Origin of the sequence: Kineosporia rhizophila, from assembly GCF_021277265.1 — a bacterium.
GTDB classification, from domain to species: domain Bacteria; phylum Actinomycetota; class Actinomycetes; order Actinomycetales; family Kineosporiaceae; genus Kineosporia; species Kineosporia rhizophila.
Genome location: NZ_JAJSOH010000003.1, coordinates 111,724 through 133,589 on the forward strand (window position 1 = coordinate 111,724; position 21,866 = coordinate 133,589).

The 21,866-nt window shown below is 71.5% G+C and carries 18 protein-coding genes and 1 pseudogene; 13 read left to right on the forward strand and 6 right to left on the reverse strand.

Translation table 11 applies throughout. The features are described 5' to 3' along the window. Position 1 precedes the first annotated feature (1 nt). Both LWF15_RS07180 and LWF15_RS07185 read right to left on the reverse strand, forming a co-directional pair. Positions 2–532: a tripartite tricarboxylate transporter TctB family protein gene (locus tag LWF15_RS07180; RefSeq protein ID WP_232809595.1), complete on the reverse strand. Its 531-nt coding sequence runs from the start codon at positions 530–532 to the stop codon at positions 2–4. After that, a complete protein-coding gene (locus LWF15_RS07185; protein WP_232809596.1) occupies positions 529–1,527 on the reverse strand; it encodes a Bug family tripartite tricarboxylate transporter substrate binding protein in 999 nt (332 codons plus the stop codon). The genes LWF15_RS07180 and LWF15_RS07185 overlap by 4 nt, the downstream gene beginning before the upstream one ends. A gap of 175 nt (positions 1,528–1,702) precedes the next feature. Here LWF15_RS07185 and LWF15_RS07190 point away from each other — a divergent pair, with 175 nt between their 5' ends. From LWF15_RS07190 to LWF15_RS07200, 3 genes are all read left to right on the forward strand, one after another. Beyond that, on the forward strand, positions 1,703–4,228 hold the full coding sequence (locus LWF15_RS07190) for a WD40 repeat domain-containing protein (protein WP_232809597.1): 2,526 nt from the start codon (positions 1,703–1,705) through the stop codon (positions 4,226–4,228). Positions 4,229–4,347: 119 nt separating this feature from the next. Continuing rightward, entirely contained in the window at positions 4,348–5,313 is a 966-nt protein-coding gene (locus LWF15_RS07195) for an aromatic-ring hydroxylase C-terminal domain-containing protein (RefSeq protein ID WP_232809598.1), read from the forward strand. Between the two features lie 25 nt (positions 5,314–5,338). Continuing rightward, positions 5,339–5,788 (forward strand): hypothetical protein, encoded by a 450-nt coding sequence (locus LWF15_RS07200; RefSeq protein ID WP_232809599.1) that lies wholly within the window; start codon positions 5,339–5,341, stop codon positions 5,786–5,788. 1 nt (position 5,789) lies between these two features. Here LWF15_RS07200 and LWF15_RS07205 read toward each other — a convergent pair whose 3' ends face one another. Continuing rightward, positions 5,790–7,001: a pyridoxal phosphate-dependent aminotransferase gene (locus LWF15_RS07205; RefSeq protein WP_232809600.1), complete on the reverse strand. Its 1,212-nt coding sequence runs from the start codon at positions 6,999–7,001 to the stop codon at positions 5,790–5,792. 220 nt (positions 7,002–7,221) lie between these two features. Here LWF15_RS07205 and LWF15_RS07210 point away from each other — a divergent pair, with 220 nt between their 5' ends. Next, positions 7,222–7,539 (forward strand): hypothetical protein, encoded by a 318-nt coding sequence (locus tag LWF15_RS07210; protein WP_232809601.1) that lies wholly within the window; start codon positions 7,222–7,224, stop codon positions 7,537–7,539. A gap of 269 nt (positions 7,540–7,808) precedes the next feature. On the opposite strand, the gene LWF15_RS07215 is transcribed toward LWF15_RS07210, so the two are convergent. Continuing rightward, positions 7,809–9,233, reverse strand: coding sequence for an IclR family transcriptional regulator domain-containing protein (locus LWF15_RS07215; RefSeq protein ID WP_232809602.1), 1,425 nt, complete (start codon positions 9,231–9,233; stop codon positions 7,809–7,811). A 170-nt stretch (positions 9,234–9,403) separates the two neighbouring features. Between LWF15_RS07215 and solA the strand changes: the two genes are divergently transcribed. From solA to LWF15_RS07230, 3 genes are read left to right on the forward strand one after another with little or no spacing between them, the layout of a single operon-like run. Beyond that, entirely contained in the window at positions 9,404–10,534 is a 1,131-nt protein-coding gene (gene solA / locus LWF15_RS07220; protein ID WP_232809603.1) for an N-methyl-L-tryptophan oxidase, read from the forward strand. Next, positions 10,531–12,006 (forward strand): amidohydrolase, encoded by a 1,476-nt coding sequence (locus tag LWF15_RS07225; protein WP_232809604.1) that lies wholly within the window; start codon positions 10,531–10,533, stop codon positions 12,004–12,006. Before solA ends, LWF15_RS07225 begins: the two co-directional genes overlap by 4 nt. Further along, the gene (locus LWF15_RS07230; RefSeq protein ID WP_232809605.1) at positions 12,006–12,680 is read left to right on the forward strand and encodes an FMN-binding negative transcriptional regulator; all 675 of its coding nucleotides are present in this window, start codon (positions 12,006–12,008) and stop codon (positions 12,678–12,680) included. Before LWF15_RS07225 ends, LWF15_RS07230 begins: the two co-directional genes overlap by 1 nt. A 42-nt stretch (positions 12,681–12,722) precedes the next feature. On the opposite strand, the gene LWF15_RS07235 is transcribed toward LWF15_RS07230, so the two are convergent. After that, on the reverse strand, positions 12,723–13,745 hold the full coding sequence (locus tag LWF15_RS07235; RefSeq protein ID WP_232809606.1) for an ornithine cyclodeaminase: 1,023 nt from the start codon (positions 13,743–13,745) through the stop codon (positions 12,723–12,725). A gap of 125 nt (positions 13,746–13,870) precedes the next feature. On the opposite strand from LWF15_RS07235, the gene LWF15_RS07240 reads away from it, so the two are divergent. From LWF15_RS07240 to LWF15_RS07265, 6 genes and pseudogenes are all read left to right on the forward strand, one after another. Then, positions 13,871–14,290, forward strand: coding sequence for an Lrp/AsnC family transcriptional regulator (locus LWF15_RS07240; RefSeq protein ID WP_232809607.1), 420 nt, complete (start codon positions 13,871–13,873; stop codon positions 14,288–14,290). A 160-nt stretch (positions 14,291–14,450) separates the two neighbouring features. Continuing rightward, the gene (locus LWF15_RS07245; RefSeq protein ID WP_232809608.1) at positions 14,451–16,058 is read left to right on the forward strand and encodes an ABC transporter substrate-binding protein; all 1,608 of its coding nucleotides are present in this window, start codon (positions 14,451–14,453) and stop codon (positions 16,056–16,058) included. Continuing rightward, the gene (locus LWF15_RS07250; protein WP_232809609.1) at positions 16,055–17,056 is read left to right on the forward strand and encodes an ABC transporter permease; all 1,002 of its coding nucleotides are present in this window, start codon (positions 16,055–16,057) and stop codon (positions 17,054–17,056) included. The genes LWF15_RS07245 and LWF15_RS07250 overlap by 4 nt, the downstream gene beginning before the upstream one ends. A 3-nt stretch (positions 17,057–17,059) precedes the next feature. Further along, positions 17,060–18,772, forward strand: a complete 1,713-nt coding sequence (locus tag LWF15_RS07255) for a dipeptide/oligopeptide/nickel ABC transporter permease/ATP-binding protein (RefSeq protein WP_232809610.1) — start codon at positions 17,060–17,062, stop codon at positions 18,770–18,772. Then, a pseudogene (locus LWF15_RS07260) lies at positions 18,769–19,503 on the forward strand (ABC transporter ATP-binding protein); the annotation flags it as partial. The gene LWF15_RS07255 and the pseudogene LWF15_RS07260, both read left to right, overlap by 4 nt. A gap of 23 nt (positions 19,504–19,526) precedes the next feature. Beyond that, a complete protein-coding gene (locus LWF15_RS07265; RefSeq protein ID WP_232809612.1) occupies positions 19,527–20,396 on the forward strand; it encodes an alpha/beta fold hydrolase in 870 nt (289 codons plus the stop codon). Here LWF15_RS07265 and LWF15_RS07270 read toward each other — a convergent pair. Beyond that, the gene (locus tag LWF15_RS07270) at positions 20,373–21,851 is read right to left on the reverse strand and encodes a PucR family transcriptional regulator (RefSeq protein WP_232809613.1); all 1,479 of its coding nucleotides are present in this window, start codon (positions 21,849–21,851) and stop codon (positions 20,373–20,375) included. The two genes, LWF15_RS07265 and LWF15_RS07270, sit on opposite strands and share 24 nt — an antisense overlap. Between the last annotated feature and the right edge of the window lie 15 nt (positions 21,852–21,866).

A 21,866-nucleotide genomic window follows, 5' to 3' on the forward strand; every position in this document is an offset into this window, starting at 1 on the left:
CTCAGATCACCGCCTGGAGGATGCCGTTGGGCAGGTACACGCCGAGCAGGCGGGTGAACACGATGAAGGTGACGAACGGGGCCAGCAGGCTGACCGCGACCAGCGAGCGCGGGTTGCGGGCGCCCAGCGTCCAGGCCGTGCCGGCGAACAGGCCGATGGTCGAGAGCAGGTAGCCGACCGGTTCGAGGACCAGGACGTAGACGAGCATCAGTCCGGCCAGGGCGCCCAGGGTGGGCCAGCTGGTGCGGGCCTCGCTGTCCACGTCCTCGCCCTGCTCGGGCTCGGCCCGGTCGCCGCGCCAGACCGCCACCGCCAGCCACAGACCCACCACGATCAGGCCGCCGCCGACCACGTAGGGGAAGAACCGCGGGCCGATCGCGCCCTCGGTGGGCGGGGTACGCAGCCCGTGCCCGTCGATGATCATGTAGATGCCGACCAGGACGAGCAGAACGGCAGGGACGATCTCGGTCAGGCCGCGGTCCGTGTGGTCGGTCCCGTCGGTGTGGTCGGGTGTCTGCGGCGTGGAGGTCACTGGACCAGTCCGATCTTCGTCAGGGTCTCGCGGATCTCGGCCGACTGCTCCCGGAAGAACGGCTCGACCTCCGCGCCAACCAGGAAGGTGTCCTCCCAGCCGTTGGACTCCAGGGCCTCCTTCCACTGCGGGGTGCCGTGCACCTCGGTGAGGAACTGCTGGATGTCCTCGACCTGCTCGTCGGAGGTGCCGGGCGGGGCGAGAACCCCACGCCAGTTGGCCAGTTCGACGTCCACGTCCTGTTCCTGGAAGGTCGGCGCGTCCAGGGAGTCGAGTCGCTCGGGGGCGCTGACCGCCAGGACCCGCAGGTCTCCGGACTCGATCTGGCCGCCCCACTCCTGCACGTTCGAGATCCCGGCCGCGACCTTGCCTCCGAGGATGGCGGCCAGGGCCTCGCCGCCACCGGAGTAGGGGATGTAGTTGACCTCCCGCGGGTCCACGCCGACCGCCTCGGCGTACAGCCCGGCGGTGACCTGGTCGGTGCCGCCGGCCGATCCGCCGGCGATCGCGTGGCCCCCGGGATCGGACTTGAACGCCTCGGTGAAGTCGGCGAGGGTCTGGAACTTCGAGTCCTTGGGCACCACCAGCACGTGGTACTCGCCGGTGAGCCGGGCCACCGGCACCGCGTCGTCGATGGTGATCTGCGACTGGTTCACCGCGATCGCGCCGACCAGGGTGGCACCCATCACCAGCAGTTGCTTGGGGTCGTCGTCGGCCACGAACCGGGCCAGGCCGATCGTGCCGCCGGCCCCCTCCACGTTGATCACCTGGGTGTTCTTCACCAGGTCGGAGTCCTCGATGGCGGTCTGCAGCGACCGGGCGGTGCCGTCCCAGCCGCCGCCCGGCGCGGCCGGGGCGATGATCTGCAGACGCCCGGTGGACGGGAACCCGGAGGCGCTGTTGGTGGGGGCCTCCTGCCCGCAGGCGGTCAGGGTGGTCAGGGCCACCGCGCCCAGCCCGGCGACAACGATGGCACCGAGATGTCGTAGCGACACGCGAGCTCCTCTCCATCGGTGAGCTGCGGCACAAACTACGCACATCGGATCACCGGCACTAGCGTCCCGGGGCGACGAGTTCCGGCCCGGCTGTCGCTCCCGGACAACGCCCGTGGTCACCGGAGCCGACCGGTTGCTCCGGATTTGCACTGTTCCCCCCGAGCAGGAGGGGCCGATGACGGAAGAGGTGGATCGCCCGGGGAGGGCCGACGGAGCGCAGGCGGATCTGCGCTGGGTCCTGGAACGCCTGGACGAGCTCGGTCCAGAGGGGGTGATCCAGGGCTTGATCGTGGTGGCCGCCGAGAATCAGGCCCCGGCGTGGGGCAGCGTGAGTGGCGGCCGGGCCGAGCGGCTGGCCGGGGTGCTGCGCCGTCACGCGCACGCCCTGGAGCCCACCGATCCGCCCCAGGCGCTGCCGTCCCTGCTGCTGAATCGGCTGGCCGTCGAGCCGGAGTGGGCCGAATCGGCTCGGAATCTCCAGGAAGCGCTGAGTGGCAGCCGCTTTCGTTACGCATGGCGTCCCCCGGTAGAAGCGGACCCGGCGCTCATCGCCACCCTGCGCGGCCACGTCGGACCAGTCCTGGCCGTCTGTGCCAGCGCTGACGGCTCCTGGCTGGCCACCGCGGGAAGCGACCACACGGTGCGGCTCTGGGACGCCGGCACCTTCCGGCTGCGCGCGGTACTGGAGGGACACCAGGGCCCCGTCACTGCGGTGGCGGCGGCTGCGGACGGCTCCTGGATCGCCAGCGGCAGCACCGACCGCAGCGTCCGCATCTGGGACGCCACCACCTTCCAGGTCCGCACGACCCTGCCCGGGCACCGTCGCCCGATCACCGCCTTGGCGGCCGCTCCCGACGGCACCTGGATCGCCACCGGCAGCACCGGCGACGAGGTGCGCGTCCACGACACCCGATCCGGCCGCACCCGTGCCGTCCTGCGCGGCCAGAAAGGTCCGGTGACGGCCCTGGCCGTCACCGAAGACGGTTCGCGCCTTCTGGCCGGTGGGCACCGACAGGTCCTGAGTGCATGGACGTTCGACGGCCACGAGTTCACGGCCACCGCCCTGCCGCACCAGAAATCGGTCGTGGACCGGACGACGCTGGCCATCAGTGCGGACGGCCGCCAGTTCGCGACCGCGTTCGACTACACCGGGCCCGGAACGGGCTGCCCGGGTGCGGCCACGACCGAGTACTTCCCCCAGGAGGCCTGGGCGGGCAACTACATGGACGGCAGCGTCCGAGACACCACGGCGATGGCCTTCAGCCCGGACGGGTCCCTGTTCGCCGCGGCGGGGGACACCGGTATCTGCTGGTACGACGGGCTCTTCGTGGACGAGCGCCGTCCGGGAAACAGGTATCTGTCATCGGGCCGGCAGTACGCGCCGTTCACTGCAGTGGCCTTCAGCCCGGACGGGGCCTGGCTGGCCGGGTGTCCCTCTGACGGGACGGTGCGGATCTGGGCGATGTCCGGGCTCGTGCACCGACCGGAGCAGAAGGCCTCCGCCGCGCACCAACCGGACACAGCTCTGCCGATCGCGGTCAGCCCCGACCACCGCTGGGTCCTGACCCTGAGCGCCCGGACGGCCTACCGTGGGCAGCCCGACGATCGCGGTCGGGCCGAGGTCTGGGACGCGGCCGAGCGCTCGGTGGTCGGCGTAGTGTCCGATGTCTGGCTGGAGCCACGTCTGTCCGCGAGCATCCGGGCCGAGATGGGGGCGCAGGGGGACTGGGCCATCGCGCTCGACCGTGCCCCGGTCCGGCTCTGGGCCGAGTCTCCGACCAAGGGGGAGAGCGAGCCCTCTGCGCGCTGGCACGACGTTGCATATCGCGGATCCCATGTCTGGGAGAGGACCTCGATCTCACGAACCGTCCTCGACCCCTGGGCCGTCCTGGCCGCCAGCCCGGAAGGTTCCTGGGTTGCGATCGCCGGCACTCACGGCGCCCACCTGATTCTCCGGTCGAGCATCACCGGAATGGGTGGACCCCACGGTCTGCCGGGCTCCCAGTTGCCGGACCCGGACGAACGACGCTGGACCGCTCGCCTTCCCCGGCGCCGGGCCAAGCGTGAGCCCGGCCGCCGGCTCGCCGCCGGCGCCGCCGGGCCGGACGGTTCCTGGCTGGCCGTCGGGGGAGAGTCGGGTGCGGTGCTGCTCTGGGACATGCGCCCGGTCCAGGCCGGTCGGCATGTCGACGCCTACGACCTGCAACCGCCCCGGCTCCTGCGTCGCCACACCGGCCCCGTCGCCGCCCTCCAAGCCGGCCCCGACGGCACCTGGCTGGCCAGCGGTGGCCAGGACCGACGCGTCCTGATCTGGGAAATGCCCGCCGGAACGGTGCTCTGCGAGCTGTTGGGCCACGAAACCGGGGTCTGCGTGCTGGCCCCGCATCCGGCGGGCCGACTGCTCCTGAGCGGTGGCCGCGAGAACCACGCCCAGATCTGGGACGTGAGTACCGGCGTCCGCACCCGCACCCTGAACTGGACGGGCGGCCTGCTCACCGCGGCCGCCTTCAGCCCGGACGGGCGTTGGCTGGCCACCGGGTGCGAGGACGGGACGATCCGGTTGTGGAGCGCGCTGGAGTGGCACTCCGTCACGATGATGCGGATCGACGACGAGGTCCTGCGGATCACCTGGGACCCGGCTTCGCGGCAGATCGCGGCCAGCGATCGGCACGGCGTGCATCTGCTCACGTATGTGACCTAGATGATCATCTGCGTGATCTCGGGGCCCACGCGCCCGGGATCCCTGCCAGGGGCTGACCGCTGGTCGCACGACACTGGGTGCCGCTGATGGGGGGCCACGGGCAGGCGTAGCGTCACTGCATGACCGTGCGCGCCTGGCCGGTGAAGCTGCCCGTCCTGGTCGTGGGCACGGGGATGGCCGGCCGGACCGCGGCGGCGCTGATCGCCCGCTGGGGTCTGGACGTGCGCCTGTTCGAGGCGAGCAGCACCCGTGATCCGGGCCGTTCCGCCGCCGAGCAGCCTTCTGAGGACGTGCTGGACATCTGGGAGACGATCGGGATCAGCCGCCGCTCCGTCGAGGCCGGGGGTCGGATCGACGATCTGCTGGACCAGGCTCTTGCCGGTCTTGGGGTGTTCACCTTCTGGGGGTACGAACTGGCCGGCCTGTCCCTGCAGGACGACCTGCTGCGTACCAGCTTTCGCTGTCGGGGCGGTGAAGTGAGTTTCGCGGGATCGCATCTGGTCCTGAGCGAAGCGGGCGCCGGCCCCGTGCTGGCGCGGGTGCTCACCCTCTCTGCCGGAGATGGGCTGGAAGCCGGTGTTCTGGATGCCGAGAATCTGTCTTGGAAGGTGTTTTTCGATGCCAATGGCTGGGGTGGTCCAGCGCTCCTGGGCAGCTACTACACCGAGCGCGCGACCCCGCCCCGCTGGTACGGCGACTCTGTGCTCACCACACCCGACCCCACTCGTCCTTCAATTGGTGCCCCAACCCCGGGCGCACTGATACCCGACATTGCGGTCGGACTGCCCGGGCGGCCCCGGGTGCGACGGCTGCGGGAGGTGGTGCGGGGTGGCTTCACGGTGCTGGTCGCCGACGGTAGGTACAGCGAAAAGCTTTACCGGGCGGCCGTATCGGTCTCCACCGCCCCGATCGACCTGGTGCCGCTCGACGGTGTCCATGGTGGTGACCGCGTCGTTCGGGCTCTGGGGATGCGGGCGGGGGAGGCCTGGCTGATCCGCCCGGACGCCTGTGTGGCGGCGGTGGTGGCGCAGGACGATCCCGCGGCGCTGACCCGGGCTCTGTTGCGGGCCCTCGGCCATCCCTAGCCCCGGCCGCTAGTAGATTGCCGCCATGCAATCTCCGGGTGTTCTTGAGTGGATCGGGCTGGCTCTGCAGTTCGTCGGTCTGGTGCTGGTGCTGCCCGGAGCCTTCCTGCTGTACCGCAACACGGTCGCCGACGGCCGGCGTCGCCGCGCCGAGGGCGTGGGTGGCTATCACCCGGGCGACAGCGCCCGCTTGGCCCGCCTGGTGCGCGCCGAGGAGCAGGACTGCGGCATGCCCGACACCGACCGCGTTCGGCTGAGCTCGCTGGCCCGCACCCTGCAGGCCCGCCGCCCCCTGGCCCTCCTGCTGGCCGCGGGCCCGCTGACCGCCTGGGGCCGGGTGCTGCTCGACGCCAATGCCGTGGTGATCGGCCTGGCCGTGCTGATGTCGCTGGTGCTGGTGGCCGTGGTGCAGATCGAGCGCCAGGCCCGGGACGGGAAGGCCTTCCGGCAGCGCTTCCCCGTCCCCGTGGCCTGATCTAGCTCACCCGGCGGCGGTCGAGGAACTCCCCGATCCGGCCGATCGCGTCCTTCAGCACCTCTGCGTGCGGCAGGGTGACGATGCGGAAGTGGTCGGGCGCCGACCAGTTGAAGCCCCGCCCGTGCACCACCATCACCTTCTGCTCCCGCAGCAGGTCGAGCACGAACGCCTCGTCGTCCTCGATCGGGAAGGCCTTACGGTCCAGCCGGGGGAAGCAGTAGAGCGCGCCGGTGGGCTTCACACAGCTGACGCCGTCGATCTGGTTGAGCATCTCCCAGGTCACGTCGCGCTGTTCGAGCAGCCGGCCGCCGGGCAGCAGCAGGTCGTTCAGGCTGTCCGAGCCGAGCGCGGTGGCGATCACGTGCTGCGAGGGCACGTTGGCGCACAGCCGCAGGTTGGCCATGATCTGCAGGCCCTCGAGGTAGTCGGCGGCCTGGTGCCGGGGCCCGGACACGACCATCCAGCCGGCCCGGAACCCGGCCACCCGGTAGGCCTTCGACAGGCCGTTGAAGGTCAGGCAGAACACGTCCGGGGCGAGCGCCGCGGTGGCCACGTGCTCGGCGTCGTCGTAGAGGATCTGGTCGTAGATCTCGTCGCTGAGCAGCATCAGGTCGTGACGCCGGGCGATCTCGACCAGCCCTTCGAGGATCTCGCGCGGGTAGACCGCACCGGTCGGGTTGTTCGGGTTGATGATCACCAGGCCCACCGTGCGGTCGGTGATCTTCGCCTCCACGTCGGCCAGGTCGGGCAGCCATCCGGAGGTCTCGTCGCACACGTAGTGCACCGCCCGGCCGCCGGCCAGCGTGGTGGTAGCCGTCCAGAGCGGGTAGTCGGGGCTGGGCACCAGCAGTTCGTCACCGTCGTTGAGCAGGGCCTGCAGCGCCATGCTGATCAGCTCGGAGACCCCGTTGCCGAGCCACACGTCCTCGATGTCGAACTCGGTGACGCCCTTGGCGCGGTGGTACTGCACCACCGCCCGCCGGGCCGGGACGATGCCCTTGGCGTCGCTGTAGCCGTGCGCGCCGGGCAGCTGCAGGATCATGTCGCGCAGGATGTCCTCGGGCGCCTCGAAACCGAACGGCGCCGGGTTGCCGATGTTCAGCCGCAGGATCTGGTGCCCCTGGGCCTCCAGTCGCATGGCCTCGGCGAGCACCGGCCCGCGGACGTCGTAGGCAACGTGGTTGAGCTTGCGCGACTGTCGGATCTCCACGCGCGTCAGAGTAGCCCTCGGCCCTGGCCCCACCGGAGTCCGGTGACGCTCGCCGACCAGTGGCGTGGCAGCCGTGACGTATGGGGCGGACCACACATCTGTCCTCGCTCTGGACAAAAACCACGCCGGCTTGTCAGGTAGAAAGGGAACAGGTGCCCAACGGGGAGGGTGCGATGAGAACCGTGCTGAAGCGGCGGAACTGCCTGAGACGGCCCGTGCCGTGCTGAGCCTGGACATCCCGGTGGTGACGGTCCACGGCGAGGCGTCCCGGGTGGTGGTGCGGCTGCAGGAACCCGATGCGGTGGAGTTCTGGTACGCCGAGATCCGGCACGGGGTGGTCCCGATCCCCTGGCTGAACGCCTGGGTCACCCAGCTCACACCACGGATGCCCGGTCGTTTCGGCGGGGTTGTACTCTCGGCCGGGCCCTCGGGCGAGGTGCTGCTGTCCATCCCGCCGGAGATCATCGACCACGCGGTGGCGACCGCCGACCTCGCCGCCCTGCGGTCCGCCGGTCGGCGACGGGCCCGGCCGACCTAGGAATTCTTGGGAGGTTACTACCGGTGGATGGTTGGTGAGGGTGTTGCCTCCAGCCCGCGCGAGCACCCACCATCCACTCAGGTCCCAGGCTTCCCCGGCGGAAAGGAGATGAAGACAGCGACTCCCGGTCAGACCGTAAAGTCGCGGTCGCAAAAGTTTACGGATCGTCGCGCTCTGCAGCACATGAAACTCCCTATCCCGCCGGGGCAGTGTGTCCGGTCTCAACCTGGGGCATGGTCTGGATCTGAGCAGCCCGAAACGGTCCACGGTCAGGAGCAGACGTTTTCCGAGGCCGGTCGGTGCCGCAACAGGTCCGAGATCTGGGCAGCGAGTTCTCGCACGGCCGCCTCCAGCCGGGGGCCGTCGGTGGCGAAGTACTCGACGGTGCCGACCAGGCAGGCCGCGGCCACCACGGCTCCGCTGGAGTCGTGCACGGGGGCGGTGACCGACTGCATGCCGGTGTCGTCGAAGGGTTCCATGGAGATCGCCCCCTCCTGCACGACCTGGCGCACGCGGCGCAGGAACCGGTCGAGCTCCAGGCGGGTGTAGCGGGGTGGGAAGAGCTCGGCGATCTCCGGCAGGTCCAGGTCCATCACGAGCACCGGCCCGCCGTCGGAGCCGATGATCGGGTGGGCCCGGCCGAGCCACGGCGACATCCGCAGGCCCGCGCCGGGCGAGGAGAGGTGCTCGACCAGCGTGAGACTGCGCATGCCGCGCAGAACGGTGAGGAACACACAGGTCTGGGTGAGTTCGGCGGTGCGTTCGGCCAGCGGGGAGGCGTGCCGCACCAGGGTCGGCGCCACGATGCTGCGGTGCCAGGCGTGCACCGCCCAGCTGAGCCGGTAGCGGGCGGGTCTGCTGTCCTGGTCGACCGGGACGACCAGGCCGGTCCGGGTGCAGGAGTCGAGCAGGCGCTGGGTGCGGTCGGCGCGCAGACCGACGGCGCGGGCGGTGCCGGTTGCGGTGTCGGGCGCGGTGGCCAGGTGCTTCAGGATCAGCAGGGATGCCTCCAGTGCAGTGGTTCTCGGGCCGGTTGACGGGGTTTCGGTGATCTCGGACGCCCAGTGGTGGGCGATGGCCGGCTCGATGCTGCGGCGCGCGATCTGGACCGCGCGCCGGGCGCTGGAACCGTGCTGCGGCAGGCGATTGACCGGCATCCGTACGGCCACCACGGCCACGCTCTCGCCGGCCGGGCCCAGCACCGGTGCCGCGATCTCCGCACACCGGCCGATCGTCGACTCGAAGGTCTCTTCCGCCTGGTCCGCGCGCTCGGCCCGGATCATCGCGCTGTGCTCGTCCTCGACCAGGTCGCCCGGATCGGCCGGGGCGTGCAGTGTCCACAACGACTCGACCATGGCGGTGATCTGCAGGCCGGGCCCGGAGCGGGCGGCCAGACAGACGGTTTCGCCGGTCTGGTGGGCGGCCAGGGTGAGCGCGTATCGCAGCGCGTGGGCGTAGGGGGCGGCGGCGCGGCCGGAGAGCCGGACGGCTTCGGGACCCAGGAGGTAGGTGCCGTAGGCCTCGCCGGCCTCCAGCAGGCCCAGTCCTTGTAGCTCCGAACACAGCCGGGAGGTCTGGCTGAGTGAGGCGCCCAGGTCGCGGGCGATCGAGCCGACCGGTACGGCGATGGTGGGATCGCCTCGCCCGGCGATCATTTGAACGATTGTTAACGCGGTCGACACGCGAGCGGTCATTGCCTCCCCCTTCACAGAACCGGCAATCTCCCTGGCTGAAGATTGCGTCCCATACCTACCACGAGCGCTGCGTCCGAGAACCCTGCTATAGCGTCCGCCAGATACTCGGCTGTCGAGAGTTGCTTGCTCATAGCCGTTCTCGTCAGGTCCGGAACTGGAGGAGGGACTTCATGGAGACGTTCGACGTGGCCGTGGTCGGCCTCGGGGCGCTGGGCAGTGCCGCCGCCTACCACCTGAGCCGGAAGAACGCCCGCGTGGTGGCTTTCGAGCAGTTCGAGCTCGGGCACGTGCGCGGCGCCTCGCACGACACCTCCCGCATCATCCGCACGTCGTACGGCTCGGAGCCCTACGTGCGGCTCGCGCAGTCGGCCTACCGGGACTGGGCGGACTTCGAACAGGCCTCGGGTGAGCGCCTGGTCACGGTCACCGGGGGTGTGGTGTTCATCCCCAAGGCCGGCCCCTACTCGGCGGCCGACTTCGCCACCAGCCTGACCGCGGCGCAGGTGCCCTACGAGCTGCTCACCCCCGAGCAGGTGGCGCGGCGCTGGCCCCAGTTCCGGCTCACCGACGACGTGGAGACGGTCTACACGGCCGACACCGGCATCGTGCACGCCTCCCGCTCGGTCGCCGCGTTCCAGATGCAGGCCCGGATGCACGGGGCGCAGCTGCGCGACCGCACGCCGGTGCTGCGGCTGACGCCCACCGAGGGCGGCGTGATCGTGCACACGCAGGGCGGGGACGTGCTGGCCGGCAAGGTGGTGCTGGCGGCCGACGCCTGGACCAACACGCTGCTGGAGCCGCTGGGTGCGCAGATACCGTTGATCACCATGCAGGAGCAGGTCACCTACTTCCGGCCCGGTGATCCGGAGCAGTTCGACCGGGAGCGGTTCCCGGTGTGGATCTGGGAGGACGACGAGTGTTTCTACGGCTTCCCGACCTACGGTGAACCGACCGTGAAGGCCGCCCGCGACCTGTCCAACAACCTGATGAGCCCGGCCGAGCGCACCTTCGCCCCCTCGCCGGCCCTGCTCGAGGAGCTGGGCGGGTTCATGGGGCGCACGATCCCCGGCAGCGGAGAAGTACTGCGCACGGTCACCTGCCAGTACGCGATCACCCCCGACCGCAATTTCGTGATCAGCCCGCTGGAGCGCCATCCCGACGTGCTGGTGGCCCTCGGGGCCGGTCACGCGTTCAAGTTCGCCCCGGCGATCGGGCGGGTCCTGGCCGAGCTCGCGCTCGAGGGCAGTACCAGTGACGACATCTCGGCCTTCGAGGCCCCGACGACAGTGGGTGCGGCATGAGTGAAGTGCAGTTGCGGAACGCTCGTCTGCTGAAGAGCGAAGAGATTGTGGACGTGGTGGTCGCCGGCGATCGGGTCGCCCGGATCACCCCGGCCGGCACCGAGCCGCAGTCCGGTGCCGCGGTGGACCTCGACGGACGGGTCCTGGTGCCCGGCTTGTGGGACGAGCACCTGCACTTCACCCAGTGGACGATCCAGCAGTCGCGGCTCGACCTGACCCGCACCACCAGTGCGGTCGACGTGCTCGAGGCGGTCCGGCGGGCGCTGCCCGACGTCACCGGAGAGTTCCTGTCGGGGTACGGCTTCCGCGACGGCAACTGGCCGGAGCCGCCCTCGCTGGTCGGGCTGGACGCGGTCACCGGGGCGGTGCCGGTCGTGCTGATCAGCGGGGACCTGCACTGCGCGTGGATGAACTCGGCGGCCGCGGCCCGGCTGGGCGCGCAGCCGGACGGGTTCGGCCTGGTGCGCGAGACGGCCTGGTTCGAGGCCGGGCGTCACCTGATCGAGGCCGCCCCGCCCACGCTCGCCCAGTACGCGGCGGCGGCGCAGGCGGCGGCCCGGCGCGGGGTCGTGGGCGTGGTGGAGTTCGAGAACGAGGACAACGTCACCGACTGGCCGGCCCGGGTCGCCCAGGGCGTGGACAGCCTGCGGGTCGAGGTGTCGGTCTGGCCGGAGCGGCTGGAGGCGGCGATCGCGGGCGGCCACCGCACCGGCGACGTGCTGGACGAGCGCGGCCTGATCACGATGGGCCCGCTCAAGGTGGTGGTGGACGGCTCGCTGAACACCCGCACGGCGCTGTGCTGGGACCCGTACCCCGGCCTGGAGCACGACCTCGTGCACGGCTGCGGGGTGGCCGCCGTGACCCCGGACGAGCTGCGCGAGCTGCTGCGGCGCGCGGGGGCCAACGGCGTCGGGGCCGCCGTGCACGCGATCGGCGACCGGGCCAACTCCGAGGTCATCGGGATCTTCGAGGAGCTGGGCCTGCCCGGCAGCATCGAGCACGCCCAGCTCGTCGACGAGGCGGACTTCGCCCGCTTCGCGCGGCTCGGCCTGGTGGCCAGCATCCAGCCCGAGCACGCCATGGACGACCGGGACGTGGCCGACCGGCACTGGGCCGGGCGTACCGGCCGGGCGTTCGCCTACGGTTCGCTGCACCGGGCCGGCGCCACGCTGCGCTTCGGTTCCGACGCCCCGGTGGCCCCGCTCGACCCGTGGCAGGCGGTGGCGGCGGCCACCTCGCGCAGCCGCGACGAGCGTGAGCCCTGGCACCCGGAGCAGCGGGTGCCGCTGGACGTGGCCCTGGCCTCGAGCATGCGCGGACGTCTGCGCCCGCAGGTCGGGGACGTGGCCGACCTGGCCGTGCTGGAGGCCGACCCGTTCGTGGTCACGGCCAAGGAACTGCGGGCCCTGCCGGTGGCGGCGACGCTGGTGGGCGGCCGGTTCACCCACGACACCCTGACCGGGAGCGCGTGATGCGTCATGCTCCCCACTACGCGGTGCCCGAGGTGGAGGAGGTGCGCCGGATGATCGCCGCCCACCCGTGGGCCACACTGATCAGCCACACCTCCACCGGCCTCGTGGTCTCGCACTACCCGGTCCTGCTCGAGGGGGAGCCCAGCCCAGAACACCCGGAACACCCGGAGCACCTGGTGCTGCTCGGGCACGTCGGCCGCCCCGACGAGCAGCTGCACGAGCTGGGCCGGCACGAGGTCGTGATGGTGTTCTACGGGCCCAGCGGCTACGTCTCGCCGAGCTGGTACGACCTGCCGATCGGGGTGCCGACCTGGAACTTCGAGGTGGTGCACGCCTACGGGGTGCCGCAGATCCTGTCCGACGCCGAGAACCTGCGCGAGCTGGAGCGTCTGGTCGACCACTTCGAGGACCCGCTGCCCAACCCCTTCCGGATGCGCGCCACGCTGGCCAACGAGGCCTACGCCGAGCGGATCGTGCGGGGCACGGTGGGCTTCCGGATGCGGGTGACCCGGTTCGAGGCGAAGAACAAGATGAGTCAGGACAAACCCGCGCCCGTGCGGGAGCGGATCGTCGCGGCCCTGCGGGCGTCCGGCCCCTACCACAACCCGGAACTGGCCGACCGGGTGGACAGTTCGAGGGCTGGGGTTGGCAGGGTCCACGAGGGCACCGGCTGAAGGTGGGCCGCCTGCCGGCCGGACCGGCAGGCGGGTCGTCGCTCAGGCCGGGACCGGGCTGCCGAGCATGCCGAACAGGTCCTTGGGGTCGTCCGGGCCGGCGATCAGGTCGATCCGCTCGGCGAAACGGGTGCCGGTGAGCGCCTCCCGCACGTAGGTCAGGGCGGTGAAGTCCTCGATCGCGAACCCGACCGAGTCGAACACCGTGGTGCGCTCCGGGCCGACCCGGCCCGGGCTCTGCCCGGCGATCACCCGCCACAGCTCGGTGACCGGGAAATCGGCTGGCTGCAGCTGGATCTCACCCTCGATCCGGGTCTGCTCGGGGTACTCGACGAAGACGTCGGCTCCGGCCACGATCCGCGGGTCGAGCTCGGTCTTGCCCGGGCAGTCGCCGCCCACGGCGTTGATGTGCACGCCGGGGTGGATGTCGGCCAGGTCGAGCACGGCGGCGTTGGCCTTGTCCGCGGTGCAGGTGGTGACGATCTGCGCGCCGCGTACGGCCTGGGCGGGGGAGTCGGTGACCTCCACCTCGAAGCCCTGGGGGGTGAGGTTGCGCACCAGCTTGGCGCAGGCCTGCGGGTCGACGTCGAACACCCGCAGCCGGCGCACCCCCAGCTGCGAGCGCACGCCCAGGGCCTGGAACTCGGCCTGTGAACCGGCCCCGATCATGGCCATCACCTCGGCCTGGCGCGGGGCCAGCCAGCGGGCCGCCAGGGCCGAGGTGGCGGCGGTGCGCAGGGCGGTCAGCAGGGTCATCTCGCTGATGAAGGTGGGGTAACCGGTGAACACGTCGGCCAGCACCCCGAACGCGCTGACCGTCTGCAGGCCGTGCCGGGGATTGCCCGGGTGCCCGTTGACGTACTTGAACGCGTACTGCTCGCCGTCGGTGGTCGGCATCAGCTCGATCACCCCGACGTCCGAGTGCGAGGCCAGGCGCGGGGTCTTCTCGAACTGCGGCCAGCGCCGGAAGTCGCGTTCCAGGGCGTCGGTCATACCGGCGATGACGGCCTCCGGGCCGGTGGCCGCGACCCACTGGGCCATGTTGCTCACGCTCACGAAATGCATGCCTCAACGGTAGTTTTCGCCGCTGCAGGCGGACAATCGACGAACCGGGCGATCTGCCCGGCCCGACCGCGCAGATCGCCGGGTGTCACCGGGCAGATCGCCACCGACCTCAGGAGGTACCCCCAGTGGACGACCTGGACCGCCGCCTCGTCGCCGCCCTGCGGGCCGACGCCCGTGAGCCGGCCGCCTCGCTGGCCCGCCGCCTGGGAGTCACCCGCGGCACCGTCACCCAGCGCGTCGAACGTCTCCAGAACAGCGGCGTGATCCTGGGTTTCACCGCCCGCGTGCGCGACGAGACGGTGGGGGACGTGCGGGCGGTCTCGTTCATCGAGATCGAGGGCCGGGCCACCGCCCAGGTGATCGAGGGGCTGCGTGGGCTGCCGCAGATCGTGTCGCTGCACACCACCAACGGCGCCTGGGACCTGGTCGCCGACATCCGCGCCACCTCGCTGTCGGAGTTCGACGCGGTGCTGGGGCGGATCCGCTCGGTGGACGGTGTGCTGAACTCCGAGACCAGCCTTCTGCTGTCCTCCCTGCTCCTGTGAACGCCGTTTTCGTGCCGTCAACACAATGCCGCCCGATTCTTTGCTTTCCCGGCACATTGTCCGGTGAATCAGCGCTTCCTAGCCTCGACACATGGACCCGGCGGGTCCCTCCCCACACAGCAGGTCGAGTCCCATCGCTACGAGTCGGAGGACGACTGCAATGACCAGGAAACACTCCCCGGCCGGGGCGGTGGCTGCCACCTCCGCGATCGCCGCGCTCACGCTCACCGCGTGCGGCGGCGGCAGTGGAGGCGGCACCGAGGCGGCGTCCACCACCTACGTCTCCGGCGGCACGTTCAACGTGGCCCTGAACGACGACCCGGGCAGCCTCTCCCCGCTGAACGGGGTATCGCTGGTGCAGCGGGCCCTGGTGCCCTACGCCTACGACTCGCTGGTGCACACCACCGCCCAGGGCGAGTTCCAGCCCTGGCTGGCCGAGAGCTGGAAGGAGACGCCGACCTCCATCACCTACACCCTCAAGGAGGGCGTCACCTGCTCCGACGGCAGCGCCTTCAGCGCCGCCACGGCCGCCGCGAACATCAACTACCAGGCCGACGAGAAGAACGGCACGTTCTGGCACGGCTCCAACATCACTGCCGACATGTCCGCCGAGGCCGACGGCAACCAGCTGACCATCACCAGCAAGACCACCAACCCGTTCCTGCTCTCGTCCACCGGCGCGGTCGAGATGGTCTGCCAGAAGGGCCTGGACGACCCGGACACGCTGAAGGACGCCACCGACGGCACCGGCCTGTTCCAGCTCACCAAGGCCCAGGCCGGCAGCGAGTACACCTACACCAAGCGCGACGACTACACCTGGGGCCCGCAGGGCGTCACCAGCGACACCGAGGGCCTGCCCGACACCGTGGTGGGCAAGGTGGTCACCGACGAGTCCACCGCCGCGAACCTGCTGCTGTCCGGTGGCCTGAACGCGGCCGGCATCGCCGGTTCCGACCGCGACCGGCTCGAGGCGGCCGGGCACAGCAACAAGGGCGTGCCCAACCCGATCGGCGAGATGCTGTTCAACGAGCGCCCCGACCGGCCCACCGCCGACGAGAAGGTACGCCAGGCCCTCACTCTCGCGCTGAACCGGGAGGCCGTCGGCGACATCGTCACCAACGGCCACCGCACCGAGATGACCTCCCTGGTGGTGCAGACGCCCCTGCTGTGCGTGGCCGGTGGGCCGAAGTGGACGCTGCCCGCCAGCGACCCGCAGAAGGCCGGCACGCTGCTCGACGAGGCCGGTTACGCCGTCGGCGCGGACGGTGTGCGGGCCAAGGACGGCAAGCCGCTGAGCATCCGGTTCCTCTACGACGCGGGCACCCCCAGCCACGCGGCCGCGGCCGAGGAGGTGCAGGCCGAGTGGAAGGAGATCGGCGTGCAGACCGAGCTGGTCGCCGAGGACCCCACCGGCTGGTCCACCGACCTGTACCAGACCTACGACTGGGACACCGGTTTCATCCAGCTCGCCCCCGGCACCCCGGTCGTCCTGAGTCTGTTCTTCTACGGCGCCACCTCGGAGGAGGGCGGCTACAACTTCATGGGGGTGAAGAACCCGGAGTACAACGCGCTGGCCGAGAAGGCCTTCACCGCCGAGGACTCGCAGACCGCCTGCGGCATCTGGCAGGACGCCGAGGCCGAGCTGGTGAACCGCGCCGACGTGTACCCGCTGGCGCAGACCGAGTCGCCGATCTTCTTCGCCGGGGCCACCGCCGAGGTGGCCGGTTCGGTGCTGCCCACCAGCATCCGGATGCTGGGCCGAGAATGACCACAGCCCCGGTCCTGCCGGACGCCGCGCCCCCGTCCCGCTCCGTGGCGGGGGCGCCGCGGCTGGTCTTCCTGCTGCGGCGCCTGGCCCGCGCCGCCGTCTCCCTCGCCGTGGTGCTGGTGGCGGTGTTCTTCATGGTCCAGTTCGTGCCCGGCGACCCGGTGCGCGCCGCCCTGGGCCCGACCGCGCCGGTGGCCACGGTGAACGCGCTGCGCGAGCAACTGGGCGTCGACCGCCCGCTGGGCACCCAGGTCGCCGACTACCTGGGCGGGCTGCTGCGCGGCGACCTGGGGCTCTCGGTCACCTCGCAGCGCCCGGTCACCGAGATGCTCGGCGAGCGGCTGCCGACCACCCTGACCCTGGCCGTCGTCGCCTTCCTGGTGGCCGTGGTGGGCGCGTTCCCCCTCGGGGTGGCCACCGCCGTCTCGGCCCGCTCGGGTCGCCACCGCATCCTCGACCTGGGCGTCTCCGGCCTGCTCGGCGTCCTCGTGGCGATCCCCAACTTCCTGCTGGCGGTGCTGCTGGTGGCCACCCTGAGCATCGGCCTGGGGATGTTCCCGCCGGCCGGGTGGGGCAGCCCCGCCGAGGCCGTGCTGCCGGTGGTCGCGCTGGCCGCCGGCCCGCTGGCCTACCTGGCCCGGATCGTCCACGTGGAGATGCTGCGGGTCCTCGAGACGCCGTACCTGACCACCGCCCGCAGCAAACGGCTGCCCGGCCGCCTGCTCTACCTGCGCCACGCCCTGCCCAACATCGTCGCGGCCGCGCTGACCGCCGGTGGCGTCGTGCTGGTCGGGCTGGTGGCCGGCACGGTGCTGGTCGAGACCGTGTTCACCGTGCCCGGCATCGGGTCGATGATCGTCTCCTCGATCACCGCCAAGGACTACCCCCTGATCCAGGGCGTCGTGCTGGTGTACGCCCTGCTCGTGCTGGGGGCCAACCTGGTCATCGACCTGGCCCTGGCGATCCTCGATCCGCGCTCGGCGATTGCGGAGGCCTGATCCATGAAACGTCCTTCTCCGCAGGGCATCGCGATCACCCTCGGGCTGCTGGTCCTGCTCGCCGCGGCGCTGCTGGGCCCGGTGCTGTTCGCCGACGCGGCCACCGAGCGCAACATCGCCGACCGGCAGGCCCCGGCCGGCCCGGAGCACTGGTTCGGCACCGACGACCTGGGCCGGGACCTGTTCGCCCGGGTGGTCGTGGCCACCCGTCTGTCGATGCTGCTGACCCTGGGGGCCGTGGGCATCTCGGTGGTCGGCGGGGTGCTGCTGGGGGTGACCGCGGCCGTGCTGCCGCGCCTGCCCCGGCGCCTGCTCACCGGCCTCATCGACATCCTGCTGTCGTTCCCCTGGCTGCTGCTGGCGCTGTTCTTCTCGGTGATCTGGGGAGCGACCTCCACCGGGGCGATGCTGGCCATCGGCTTCGCCGGCGTCCCGGTGTTCGCCCGCCTGGTCTCCACCCTGGCCGCCTCGGTGGCCAACACCGACTACGTGCGCGCGGCCGGGCTTCTGGGCAGCAACCCGGTGCGCACCGCGGCCCGGCACGTGCTTCCCAACATCCTGCCGCCCCTGGTGGTGAACGTGGCCGCCCACGCCTCGGTCACGCTGCTGTCGTTCGCCGCGCTCAGCTTCCTGGGGCTGGGCGTGCAGGCGCCGGAGTACGACTGGGGCCGGCTGCTGAACGCAGGCGCCAAGGACATCTACCGCGAGCCGATGGCCGCCATCGGGCCCGGCATCGCGATCGTCCTCACCGGCGTGCTGTTCTCGCTGCTGGGCGAACTGCTCAGCCAGGAACGCAGACACAGCGTGCGTGCCGTCCGCTCCCGCAGCGCGGCCCCGGCGCCGGAGGCCGACGAGGCCGTCGTCGAGGTCAAGGACCTGCGCGTCTCGTTCCGGGCCGACGACGGCTCGTTCGTGGAGCGGGTGCACGGCATCGACCTGACCATCGCCCCCGGCGAGGTCGTCGGCGTGGTGGGCGAGTCCGGCTCGGGCAAGTCGGTGACCGCGATGGCGATCGCCGGGCTGCTCGGGCCGCAGGCCCGGGTGGAGTGTGAGCGGCTGCTGTTCCGGGGCATCGACATGACCGCCCGGCCCACCGCCGCGCAGCGCCGGCAGCTCGGCCTGGAGCAGGCGATGATCTTCCAGGACCCGCTGTCCTCGCTGAACCCGGCCCTCTCCGTTGGGCGCCAGCTCACCGAGGTCAGCCAGGTGCACGCCGGGGTGGGCCGGGCCGCGGCCGCCGCCAAGGCGCTGCGGGCCCTGCAACTGGTGCGCATCCCCGATCCGGCCCAGCGCATCCGGCAGCTGCCGCACGAGTTCTCCGGCGGCATGCGCCAGCGGGTGATGATCGCGATGGGCCTGATGGGCTCGCCGCGGCTGATCGTCGCCGACGAGCCGACCACCGCCCTCGACGTCACCGTGCAGCGTCAGGTGCTGCGGGCCCTGCAGGACGCCCGGGAGCAGACCGGTGCGGCCATCCTGCTCATCTCGCACGACATCGCGCTGGTGAGCGGATTCTGCGACCGCATCGTGGTGATGCGGGACGGGGTGGTGGTGGAGCGGCTGGCCGCCGCCGACCTGAGCCGGGCCCAGCATCCCTACACGCGGGGGCTGATCGCCTGTGTGCCCGACATGAACACCGACCGCTCGAAACCGCTGCCGGTGATCGAGGTGGCCGCCGACGAGGCGGCTCCGGCCGAGCAGGAGGTGACGGTATGAGCGAACTGGTCTTCGACCGGGTCAGCGTGCGGTTCGGCGGGCACCGGGCGGTGGACGACGCTTCCCTGGTGGTCCGGCCGGGCACCACGCTCGGGCTGGTGGGCGAGTCCGGGTCGGGCAAGTCCACCCTGGCCCGGGTGGCCGTGGGCCTGGAACGGGCAGCCACCGGCACCGTCCGCCTCGACGGGGCCGAGCTCACCCGGCAGACGCGCCGCCGGGTGCAGCTGGTCTTCCAGGACCCGCTGGCCGCGCTCGACCCCCGGATGCCGGTGGGCACCTCGGTGGCCGAAGGGCTGCTGGCCACCGGGCGGCGCTGGAGCGGCGCCGAACGTCAGGCCCGGGTCCGTCAGCTGCTCGAACTGGTGCACATCGATCCGGAGCGGGCCCGCGAGCGGCCCGACCGGTTCTCCGGCGGCCAGCGGCAGCGCATCACCATCGCCCGGGCCCTGGCCGCCGAGCCCGCGGTGCTGATCGCCGACGAGATCACCTCGGCGCTGGACGTGAGCGTGCAGGGCGTGGTGCTGAACCTGCTGCGCGAACTGCGTGCCGAACTGGACCTGACCATGCTGTTCATCTCGCACAACCTGGCCGTGGTGCGTTACGTCAGCGACGACGTGGCCGTGATGCGCAACGGCCGGATCGTCGAGAACGGGCCCACCGAGACGGTTCTGCAGGACCCGGCCGACCCGTACACCCGTGAGCTGTTGCGTTCCATCCCCGTCATCGGCCAGCCCCTCGATCTCAAGGACGCCTGATGCCCCTGTTCACTACCCCCGCCGGGGTGGAGGTCTACTACGAGACCGACGGCGACCCCGCGCACCGGGCGCTGGTGCTGTTGCACGGTGGCGGGGCCCAGCTGATCGGCTGGGCCGACGAGTTCGTGGCGCTGCTGGTGAAGGCCGGCTTCTTCGTGGTGCGCCCGGACAACCGCGACGTGGGACTGTCGCAGCAGACCGGTGGCCCGGACGAGCTGAGCGCCGGCTACGACCTGAACGACATGGCCGACGACGTGATCGCCCTGCTGGATCACCTGGGCATCGAGCGGGCTCACCTGACCGGCATGTCGATGGGCGGATTCATCGCCCAGCTGGTCGCGATCCACCGGCCCGAGCGGGTGGCCAGCCTGGGGCTGATGTCGACCTCGCCCTCCAGCGCGCCCGAGTTCCTGGTCGGGGAGCACGGGGACGGGCAGCCGGTGACGGCCGCGCCCGAACTGCTCGACCACGACGCCTACGTCACCATGTTCGTGGGCGGCCAGAAGCACTACCAGTCGCCCGGATTCCCGTTCGACGCCGAGGAGTCGGCCGCTCTGGGCAGCCACTACTACCGGCGCATCTACCGGCCCGACGGGCTGGTGCGGCAGTGGAACGCGATGCTGCGCGGCCCGCTGGAACGGCGTGAGCAGTTGCGCGGCCTGAACATCCCGGCGGTGGTGATCCACGGTATGCGCGACCAGGTCCTGCACCACAGCGCGGCCACGGCCTTCGCCGAACTGTTGCCGCAGGCCGAGATTCACCTGTACGCGCAGATGGGCCACGACATTCCCCGGCAGCTGTGGCCCGAGTTCGTCGCCGTGCTGTCGCGCACGGCCGACATCGGCTCAGCGCCGGCCGGCGCCCAGTAGCCGCACCCGGCAGGCCAGTTCGAGAGCGAAGCGGGTGTCCGGGTCGTCCAGGTCGAGCTTCAGTTCCTCGCGCACCCGCTTGAGCCGGTAGCCCACGGCGTTGGGGTGCAGGTTCAGCTCCCGCCCGGCGTGGGCCAGCGAGTTGCGGTGCGAGAGGTAGGAAAGCAGCGTCACCACCGAGGTGTGCGCCCGCTCGGGGCCCAGCGCGTCGAGCGGGTGCAGGATGTCGGCCAGCAGGCTGCGGCTGGTGGGTGAGGCGTACAGGTCCAGCAGGACCCGGCGCAGCCCGGTGACGTCGGTGAGCTCCACGCTGCCCAGACGTCCGGCCGCGACGGCCGACTCGGCGGCGATGCGGGCCTCGGCGGCCGAGGAGCGCAGACCGCCTGCGCCCAGCTGCGGGGTGCCCAGGCCGAGCGTGTAGGCCCACTCGGGACCGGCCAGGTTCTGCGCGTGGGCCTGCACCCGCTCGGCCACCTCGCGCAGCCGGCGCTGGTGGTCGCCGGCGCCGTGTTCCTCGGTGCAGACCAGGATCAGGTCGTCCTGCACGAAGGCCACGTGCCACATCTCCGGGCGTTCCTCGGCCAGTTGCAGGGCGAAGAGCTCCACGGCCGGCTGCACACTGCGCGGTGCCCGTGCCTCGGGTGTGAGCAGGCTGGTGGGCCGCAGCCAGCCGGCCGCGTGGGACAGCTGCAGGGGCAGGCCGAGCCGGGCCGCGCGGCCGACGAAGCCCTCCACCCGCGAGGACTCGGCCAGGATCAGCTCGACGATCAGGTCGGCCCGCGACTGGGTGGGCGCGAACCGGTGGCTGATCCGGCGCTGCGCCGCCCGGGACATCAGCGACGCGATCACCGGGCGGGCCACCGCCACCGCCGGGTCGAGCTCCGAGCCGGCCAGCCGGCCGATCGGCACCTCGCCCACGCACACCGCGTCGGTCGCCGACCACAGCACGTCCGGATCCTCGACCAGCACCAGGTCGGCACCCAGGGCGTGGTTGGCCGCGGCCAGGATGCTCTCCGGCGAGCCTTCGGCCGCCGCCTCGGAGGCCTTGGCGATGCCGTGCGAGGCCCGCATGATCGCCTCCGAGGCGCCCGCCGACAGCAGCCGGTCGACCGTCATCGCCAGCTCGGCGGGGCGCACCTTCGGGGCCGCGAAAACCGTTACGCCACCGCGTTCGGCCAGGATTCGCGCGGTCGAGGGCAGCGACAGGCCGGTGGTGAACACCAGACCCGCCACCTCGCGCGCACTGGCCTGGCGCAGGGCCACGTCGAGGCGGTAGGGCGGCGGGGGAGTGTCGCCCGGGACGATCACCAAAGAACCGGCCGGCACGCTGCCCAGCCGCTCCAGCGTGGCCACCTCCACCCGCGCCACCACCCGGCCGCCGGCCGGGCCGGCGCTGAGCGTCAGGCCGAGACGTTCGGCCTGCGCGGCAAGATCGGCGATCGTCACTTGTGCCATCGCCACAGTATGACC

What these genes read in the sequence shown, in the direction of transcription:
- LWF15_RS07190 (WP_232809597.1), top strand. Translation starts at nt 1,703, where the DNA reads ATGACGGAAGAGGTGGATCGCCCGGGGAGGGCCGACGGAGCGCAGGCG.
- LWF15_RS07195 (WP_232809598.1), top strand. Translation starts at nt 4,348, where the DNA reads ATGACCGTGCGCGCCTGGCCGGTGAAGCTGCCCGTCCTGGTCGTGGGC.
- LWF15_RS07200 (WP_232809599.1), top strand. Translation starts at nt 5,339, where the DNA reads ATGCAATCTCCGGGTGTTCTTGAGTGGATCGGGCTGGCTCTGCAGTTC.
- LWF15_RS07215 (WP_232809602.1), bottom strand. Translation starts at nt 9,233, where the DNA reads ATGACCGCTCGCGTGTCGACCGCGTTAACAATCGTTCAAATGATCGCC.
- solA (WP_232809603.1), top strand. Translation starts at nt 9,404, where the DNA reads ATGGAGACGTTCGACGTGGCCGTGGTCGGCCTCGGGGCGCTGGGCAGT.
- LWF15_RS07225 (WP_232809604.1), top strand. Translation starts at nt 10,531, where the DNA reads ATGAGTGAAGTGCAGTTGCGGAACGCTCGTCTGCTGAAGAGCGAAGAG.
- LWF15_RS07230 (WP_232809605.1), top strand. Translation starts at nt 12,006, where the DNA reads ATGCGTCATGCTCCCCACTACGCGGTGCCCGAGGTGGAGGAGGTGCGC.
- LWF15_RS07235 (WP_232809606.1), bottom strand. Translation starts at nt 13,745, where the DNA reads ATGCATTTCGTGAGCGTGAGCAACATGGCCCAGTGGGTCGCGGCCACC.
- LWF15_RS07245 (WP_232809608.1), top strand. Translation starts at nt 14,451, where the DNA reads ATGACCAGGAAACACTCCCCGGCCGGGGCGGTGGCTGCCACCTCCGCG.
- LWF15_RS07250 (WP_232809609.1), top strand. Translation starts at nt 16,055, where the DNA reads ATGACCACAGCCCCGGTCCTGCCGGACGCCGCGCCCCCGTCCCGCTCC.
- LWF15_RS07255 (WP_232809610.1), top strand. Translation starts at nt 17,060, where the DNA reads ATGAAACGTCCTTCTCCGCAGGGCATCGCGATCACCCTCGGGCTGCTG.
- LWF15_RS07265 (WP_232809612.1), top strand. Translation starts at nt 19,527, where the DNA reads ATGCCCCTGTTCACTACCCCCGCCGGGGTGGAGGTCTACTACGAGACC.
- LWF15_RS07270 (WP_232809613.1), bottom strand. Translation starts at nt 21,851, where the DNA reads ATGGCACAAGTGACGATCGCCGATCTTGCCGCGCAGGCCGAACGTCTC.